This window comes from Leptolyngbya cf. ectocarpi LEGE 11479 (genome assembly GCF_015207065.1).
Classification (GTDB): Bacteria; Cyanobacteriota; Cyanobacteriia; order Phormidesmidales; family Phormidesmidaceae; genus Leptothoe; species Leptothoe ectocarpi.
Genome location: NZ_JADEXP010000425.1, coordinates 1 through 5,358, shown reverse-complemented (window position 1 = coordinate 5,358; position 5,358 = coordinate 1). Strand labels below are relative to the sequence as shown.

Genomic DNA, 5,358 nt, shown 5'->3' with positions numbered 1-5,358 from the left:
TTGGGCACGACTGAGACTGCTAGTGTAGGCTTTAGGCATGGCTCACGCAGGGCTAGAGATTTATGTAAACTTCAGCCTACACTGTGTGAGCTTTTTTACCCCTTGGAACCCTTTTCATACATCCTCTAACGAGCTACACTAAGAAGTTTGAAGAAATCAAGTCATTTTATTCACAGCTTGGATTTGAGGTAGTTCATGAAAATCCCAACGGTCTTGTTGTTTATGGATTGGGTGGTGCTGAGTTAGCCTTTCATCAGTCTGAGAAAGATACATCGGAGTACTACGCGCTCGGCGTCGGCGTTGCTGAAATGCGGGATGAAAAATTCTGAGCAATCCAGACTGTGTAAGGCTTTTAACAATGGATTCATCCTCTATTTCAGCAACGCCCTGTTCCAGGTGCTACTATTCGGGCCAATTATTCGCTGGTTGACCCAGAAGATCGTGCGTTTGGTTAATCTACAACCTAATAAAGATCTGGCTTATGTGAACGAACTGTTGGCAGCGGGTCAGCTAGAACCGGCCATCGATGGTCCCTATCCTCTGAGTGATGTTCCCAGGCTAATTCAGTATTTTGGTGCAGGTCAGCATCAAGGAAAGGTCGTTATTGCCCATGAATCTTGAACTGGATCGCGTTTAATCCCCACAGGACTCACCCATAAATCCCCACATCTAATCCCCACATCTGGGGACAACGGCTCCCCACATCCGTTTGTATTTTTGAGTTGTTAGCGCAGAGGATCAACGTGATCGCGACTCCCACCCAGTACAAAATTTGTGTCAAGGGACATCTTGCTCCCCATTGGAGCCATTGGTTTGAGGGATTTGAGATCACACTCAAAGACAATGGTGAAACGCTACTGTCTGGCCCGGTAGCCGATCAGGCCGCACTCTATGGCGTGCTGATTAAGATACGTGATTTGGGGCTGCCGCTGGTCTCTGTCATGCCTGTGCAACCCAAACAAACAGAAAATTCAGCCAAAGGAGAACAACTATGAATGTGCAGATGCAGATGCTGGCGATGAAAGCCAAGCTATCCACCCTGTGGATGTTTTATCTCTTCAATACGATATTTCGAGATATCCATGAATTTATTGAGCCTGGATTTATTGAACAGGTCATGACCGGGACACTCAATGGCATGCAGATAACAGAAAATCTGTTGCTCTTCGGTGGTTTTGTGGCTTCAGTGCCGATTTCTATGGTTCTCCTCTCTCGACTATTGCCCTATGGCACTAATCGCTGGGCTAATATCGTTGCCGCTTTAATTACCCTCGCGTTTGAGATCAACAATGGCACCACCGATCTGGACGATACCTTGCATCTGATCTTTAAGATCGCCGCTTTGTTATTTATAATTTGGTCGGCCTGGCGGTGGCGAAATCCAGCTCCCTACCCAACCAGGCAGGAAGCATAGCGCATGCGAGAAATGAAGAACCGTTTAGTTAAAACAATGAGGATGCAATGAACTCTTCAGCTAAATTTTGGAACAAAGTCGCCGCAGGTTATTCCAGACAACCCATCGCGGATGAAGCCGCCTACCAGAAGAAACTACAGGTCACGCGGGAGTATTTTCGACCCAGTATGGACGTGCTGGAGTTTGGTTGCGGCACTGGATCGACGGCCATTGCCCATGCTCCTTACGTGCAGCATATCCGAGCCATTGATTTCTCCTCAGACATGATTGAGATTGCCCAAGCGAAAGCCGCCGCCCAGAATATCCAAAACGTCACCTTTGAGCAAGCAAGCATTGACCAGCTGAGCGTCCCCGACAGAACTTACGATGCCGTATTGGGCTTGAATGTTTTACACCTACTAGACAATAAGGAAGCGGTCATCACCAAGGTCCATAACATGCTCCAACCTGGCGGATTTTTCATCACCAGTACAGTCTGCCTGGGGGATACAATGGCTTGGTTCAAGCTGATTGCACCCATTGGTAAATTCTTGGGGCTTTTTCCGTTAGTCAAGGTTTTTACGATGCAAGACTTAGAGAAAAGTCTGACTGATGCGGGGTTTGCAATTGATTACCAATGGCAACCGGATGATTACACCTCGCCAATTGGTAACGCAAAAATCGTGTTCATCGTGGCGAAGAAGGCTGAGTAGAGTTGGATATTGAAGACCCATGAAAAAAGTTGCTGTATTTGGTAATACGGGGGGAGGCAAGTCTACCCTAAGCAAACGACTGGCTGAGATGACAGGGTTGCCCTGGGTGCCGCTGGATTTGCTGCAGTACCAGCCTGGTGGCGGCGAAGTTCCCCATGTCGAATTCAAAGCCGCTCACGATGAGCTACTGAAACAAGACCAGTGGATTGTAGATGGTTTTGGCTCCATAGATACTGTATGGAAACGACTGGAAGTGGCCGATACTCTGGTATATCTCGATATGCCCGTACTGCGGCACTACTGGTGGGTGACGAAGCGATTCTTGCAAGGCGTTTGGATACCGCCTGCGGGTTGGCCAGAGCGGAGCCCGCTGTTACAAGGGACGCTGAAGTCCTACACCACTGTCCGGTTGTGCCATGACAAACTGACCCCAAGATATCGGGAGTACATAGAGAAAGCAAAGGCGACCAAGCAGGTTTACCATTTGCGATCGCGCCAAGAGCTAGATCAGTTTTGGCAAGCGATCGCAGCAGAATTCGAGGCATAACGCCAAAAACTACAGTCCCAGTTCCGACACCCCTTCAAATATTTCGGCTGATTTTGCAATCATTCCCCACCGATAGATTGGCCTGAGATCAGAAAACTAACAAAATCCATCTCCCTCAAAGTTGCTAGAAGTTACTAATAGAGGGCTGAGCGGAGTCGTGCGCGCAGCGTTTCCTATGGAAATAGCCCGGCTCAAGTGAATTTATTGAATCTTTGCGCCTAGTAACAACGACCATTCAAAGCCCTCTGTAACAAGAGGGTCGATTTGACCATGCAGTTAAAAACAACACCCCCAACATTAGACCGCTGGACAACAGCTCCAAGCATCGCAACACTACGCTCGCTCTACGATCTATCCGCTAATCAATGGCAGGAAAACTTAGCCCGTCTTGGTCAGCTACATGATTATCAGCTGCTGTTTAAAGATCAGGCGGTACGCTCCCTTCTAAGTCATATTGGCCGCACGTCTCACATTCTGGACTGTGGAGTGGGCACAGGAGCCTTCAGTCTTGCACTGCTAAATAGTGTCAATCAGCCAGCTAATGTTTCCGGCGTCGATATTTCTTACCCCATGTTGACCCAGGCTCAACAGATTCTAAAAAATCACTGCACAACGCTCGATTTAAGATGGGGAGATATCAGCCAATTGCCCTTTGCCGATAAATCCTTCGATGCGGTTATATCAGCCCATGTTTTAGAGCACATGGCCGACCCCGTAGAAACCTTGCGTGAGATGGTCCGCGTCCTAAAACCGGGTGCCCCTCTAATTGGATCAGTGACTCGCAAATGCCTGGGTCAGGCGTTCATGTCCCTGCGATGGCAACATCGAGGTTACACCTCTAGCCAACTGGACTCGTTCCTCCGAGCCGCAGGACTTGAGGCGGTGAGGTCGTTTGACTATGGGACTGGCTGGTCGAAATGGATGTGCATAGCGGTGATCGGTATTAAACCAAAATAGAGATGAAGTACTTCAAAAGCCATTGAGGACACAGCCAAAGAGGCCCTGATTGCAGACGCTTTGAATCTATGAGGCTTGTCCGAAGTTGTAAAATGGTCTCACACCGCTAGTATAAAATATTTGGGATAAATTGCACCATTACCCGATCGGTCCATCCCTTAAATCAGCAACGGCAATATTTGCAGCATTGAAAAACTCAATCCCTATGATCAGTATTAGGCAAGCACATCTAGACGACTCAGAGGTCTTAGCTCATCTGGCCGAGCGCACCTTCCGAGAGACTTTTACAACGGAAAACAATCTCTCCGACATGGAGTCCCATTGTGCAAAGAACTTCGGTACAGAGATTCAACGGCAGGAGATTCTAAATCCCAACTGTGCCACGATTTTAGCGGAGGTGGCAGGCCAGTTAGTAGCCTTTGCACAAGTTCAGCTACACTCACCCAAAGGATGTGTTTCTGCCGATCATCCTGCAGAACTCCATCGGTTGTATGTTGGAAAAGAGTGGCATGGCCAAGGTGTGGCGCATAAAATCATGTCTAAGATCCTATCTACAGCAGCGGATGCTGGAGCGGACCATATATGGCTTGGAGTTTGGGAACATAATCCTAGGGCAATAGCCTTCTACGGCAAGTATGGATTCAGAGTTGTGGGTGAGCATATATTTCAATTCGGTAGCGATCCGCAACGGGATCTGGTGATGGTGGCCAAGGTCAACGAATCCTTGATGGCCTGACACTTACGTGCACTCGGACTGCCTTATTCTGGATCTGTTGGAAACCCCAGTCATCGTCCTAAAATGAAAATCACCTACGCTGCCGCCACAAGTCTCGATGGTTTTATCGCAAAGGATAACGGAGATGTCTCTTGGCTAGAGGAAATGAATATTGATAAAAATGAAACAGGTTTGGAAGAGTTTTTTGCCAGCATTGATGGTCTCATAATGGGGCGTAATACTTACGACTTTGTCTTCAACTATGGTTCTTGGCCATACGAAGATAAACCAACATGGGTCTGTACCCAGAGTAATCTTCAACCGCTAGATGGTGCGAATCTGATCGTTGTTGCAGATATTGATGATGTCATCAGTGGGGCGACCACACAAGGCCTTGAACATCTCTGGCTAGTGGGTGGCGGGCGGCTGGCATCTTCCTTTTTGACAAAGGGCCTGATTACACATGTGAGCATTTCTGAGATGCCCATCAAACTGGAATCAGGAATACCTCTTTTTTCTGATCACAAGCTAGAAGATATTATTGCTACAGAACGCAACGTCATAGAGAAGAACGGATTCAGGCAGATCGAAATTGTCATAAAGAGCAGCCGCGACATCACAGATGCATAAGCCAGAGCCGGAAAAGTCAGATTGGCTCGCTCCGCTCGCTCATGTCAGCTTTCAACCCGGTTCATCATGCAAGAATACGATCTCTGCGTATCGGCACAATTTTGATTCTCTCGCCTCGCAACGGGCCGGAGCGTCCACTGGAGACTGCTGATCTATGAAAGAATCACTTTCCATTCAACAAGCTAGAAAACTAGTCCTGCTATCCCAGAGGGTGCCGCCACCGAATCAATCCGGCCGTGCAATTACGGCTACGCTATCGGCGATTGAACACCTGGGCTATATCCAGATCGATACCATCTCCGTCGTTCAGCGCGCCCATCACCATACCCTGTGGAATCGCAATCCTCGTTATCAAGCTTCCCAGCTCGATCAGCTGCTTGCCGACAAACAGGTTTTTGAATAC

At 48.2% G+C, this 5,358-nt stretch carries 9 protein-coding genes; all 9 read left to right on the top strand.

The window, feature by feature from the left end:
- Nucleotides 1–315 precede the first annotated feature (315 nt).
- Nucleotides 316–621, top strand: a complete 306-nt coding sequence (locus IQ260_RS31940; protein WP_228016486.1) for a zinc-binding dehydrogenase — start codon at nucleotides 316–318, stop codon at nucleotides 619–621.
- A 122-nt stretch (nucleotides 622–743) separates the two neighbouring features.
- On the top strand, nucleotides 744–995 hold the full coding sequence (locus IQ260_RS27520; protein ID WP_228016485.1) for a hypothetical protein: 252 nt from the start codon (nucleotides 744–746) through the stop codon (nucleotides 993–995).
- Entirely contained in the window at nucleotides 992–1,414 is a 423-nt protein-coding gene (locus tag IQ260_RS27515) for a DUF6326 family protein (RefSeq protein WP_193996269.1), read from the top strand. Before IQ260_RS27520 ends, IQ260_RS27515 begins: the two co-directional genes overlap by 4 nt.
- Nucleotides 1,415–1,461: 47 nt before the next feature.
- Nucleotides 1,462–2,106: a class I SAM-dependent methyltransferase gene (locus tag IQ260_RS27510; RefSeq protein WP_193996268.1), complete on the top strand. Its 645-nt coding sequence runs from the start codon at nucleotides 1,462–1,464 to the stop codon at nucleotides 2,104–2,106.
- A gap of 19 nt (nucleotides 2,107–2,125) precedes the next feature.
- Entirely contained in the window at nucleotides 2,126–2,653 is a 528-nt protein-coding gene (locus IQ260_RS27505; RefSeq protein WP_193996267.1) for a P-loop NTPase family protein, read from the top strand.
- 270 nt (nucleotides 2,654–2,923) lie between these two features.
- Nucleotides 2,924–3,610, top strand: a complete 687-nt coding sequence (locus tag IQ260_RS27500; RefSeq protein WP_193996266.1) for a class I SAM-dependent methyltransferase — start codon at nucleotides 2,924–2,926, stop codon at nucleotides 3,608–3,610.
- A gap of 205 nt (nucleotides 3,611–3,815) precedes the next feature.
- A complete protein-coding gene (locus tag IQ260_RS27495) occupies nucleotides 3,816–4,346 on the top strand; it encodes a GNAT family N-acetyltransferase (RefSeq protein ID WP_193996265.1) in 531 nt (176 codons plus the stop codon).
- A 63-nt stretch (nucleotides 4,347–4,409) separates the two neighbouring features.
- Nucleotides 4,410–4,955, top strand: a complete 546-nt coding sequence (locus IQ260_RS27490) for a dihydrofolate reductase family protein (protein WP_193996264.1) — start codon at nucleotides 4,410–4,412, stop codon at nucleotides 4,953–4,955.
- A gap of 154 nt (nucleotides 4,956–5,109) precedes the next feature.
- On the top strand, nucleotides 5,110–5,358 hold a 249-nt coding region (locus IQ260_RS27485), incomplete at its 3' end, for a DNA glycosylase AlkZ-like family protein (protein WP_193996263.1).

Excerpts from the sequence above, each read along its gene's own strand:
- IQ260_RS31940 (WP_228016486.1), top strand. The coding sequence starts at position 316 with ATGAAAAATTCTGAGCAATCCAGACTGTGTAAGGCTTTTAACAATGGA.
- IQ260_RS27515 (WP_193996269.1), top strand. The coding sequence starts at position 992 with ATGAATGTGCAGATGCAGATGCTGGCGATGAAAGCCAAGCTATCCACC.
- IQ260_RS27510 (WP_193996268.1), top strand. The coding sequence starts at position 1,462 with ATGAACTCTTCAGCTAAATTTTGGAACAAAGTCGCCGCAGGTTATTCC.
- IQ260_RS27505 (WP_193996267.1), top strand. The coding sequence starts at position 2,126 with ATGAAAAAAGTTGCTGTATTTGGTAATACGGGGGGAGGCAAGTCTACC.
- IQ260_RS27500 (WP_193996266.1), top strand. The coding sequence starts at position 2,924 with ATGCAGTTAAAAACAACACCCCCAACATTAGACCGCTGGACAACAGCT.
- IQ260_RS27495 (WP_193996265.1), top strand. The coding sequence starts at position 3,816 with ATGATCAGTATTAGGCAAGCACATCTAGACGACTCAGAGGTCTTAGCT.
- IQ260_RS27490 (WP_193996264.1), top strand. The coding sequence starts at position 4,410 with ATGAAAATCACCTACGCTGCCGCCACAAGTCTCGATGGTTTTATCGCA.